This is a genomic window from Bifidobacterium margollesii, from assembly GCF_002860355.1.
Lineage (GTDB): Bacteria > Actinomycetota > Actinomycetes > Actinomycetales > Bifidobacteriaceae > Galliscardovia > Galliscardovia margollesii.
Window position 1 is genome coordinate 1 of sequence record NZ_NMWU01000063.1, and the last position, 1410, is coordinate 1410.

Genomic DNA, 1410 nt, shown 5'->3' on the forward strand with positions numbered 1-1410 from the left:
GCGTCCTCCTGCTCGTGCCATGTGAGCGGCCGGCCGTCCACGGTCCATGCGGTGGCGGTGAGCGTGGCCCGGTTGAGCCGCGCGTACAGGTCGGTGACGGCGGCGGGCGTGGCCCCGTCGTCCTTGAGGAGCCGGTCCGTCTCGTCGAGCAGGCGGGTCATGGCCTCGGCGTCCTTCGCATGCCAGTGGTGGGCGCCGGGCTGCATCGCCCGCCGCTGGCGGGCGGCGAGGGCCCTGAGCTCGCCCGTGTCGATCGGGGTCGTGGCGTTGACGGTGATGCGGTAGCGCTGGCCGGTCGCCCTGAGCTCGCCTTCGGCCAGGCCGGTGCGGCGCAGGGTGCCGCCGGTGGCGCCGGACGGGTCGGAGTACGTGACCTTCGCGCTCTGGCCGCCGAGGTCGAGCGACGTGATGTCGGGCCGGCCGTTCGGGTCGAGCGTGCCGGTGATCGTGGCCGTCCACACGCCGTCCGTGCCGCGGTGCGCGGCGACGCCGCCCGGCAGGGCGACGGGCGTGCCGACGGTCTGCCTCCAGGACAGGGCGACGGTGAGGGTGCGTCCGGCCGACCGGTGCCGGTAGGTGGTCGTGCCGGTGCGGTCGAGCACGCCAAGCGTGCGGGTTGCGTCGTCGCGGGTCTTGGTCTCACCGTCCATGGCCGCCGGGTCGAGCGTCGGGTCGTTGCTGGTCGCCGTCAGGCGGGCGACGGGGCGGGTCGCCGCGTCGGCCGTGAGGCTCCAGACGTGCGGCGCGGTGCGGGTCAGCGGCACGTCCCGGCCGTCGACCCTCACGCTCCAGGTCAGGTCGGTCAGGTTCCTCATGGCCGTGTCGATCCGGTCGGCGGCCTGACGGGTCTCGTCGTCGGTGGCGGTCGGGTCGAGGGCGGCGGCCGCGGCGATCGCGTCCCGAAGCGTCCTGACGCTGTCGGCGGTCCGGTCCGCGTCCCGGTCGTCGAGCTTCGCGCGGCCGGCGGCGATGGCCTGGTCGAGCCGTGTGCGGTCGGGGGTGCGCGAGGCGGTGACCGTGACCAGCCACCGTTGGCCGCCGGTCTCGCCGGCCGACGTGCCGGTCATGGCGATCCGCCCGTCGGATGCCTCGGGCGTGTTCCAGGCGATGGGATGCGAGGTGCCGTCGGACAGGACGATCCGGTCCATGGCTGGCGTGTTCGACCCGTCGAGGGTCGTGTCGGCCGACGCGGTCCACACGCCGTCCTTCAGGGAGAACGGCCGGCCGTCGACGGTGATCTCCCGGCCTGATGTCCATGAGGCGTCCGTGCGGATCGCGGGCCGGGTGCCGTCCCGTCCGGCGGTCAGGACGGCGGTCGTGAGCGTGACGCCGAGCTTCGGGTGCGATGGGGTCGGGTTCGTGGCGGTCAGGGGCACGACGGTGCCGTCCGACCCCAGGGCGGTGGGGTGC

At 74.8% G+C, this 1410-nt stretch carries 1 pseudogene; it reads right to left on the bottom strand.

Annotated features, from left to right (window positions below):
- Nucleotides 1-1410, bottom strand: a pseudogene (locus tag Uis1B_RS12125) (hypothetical protein); the annotation flags it as partial.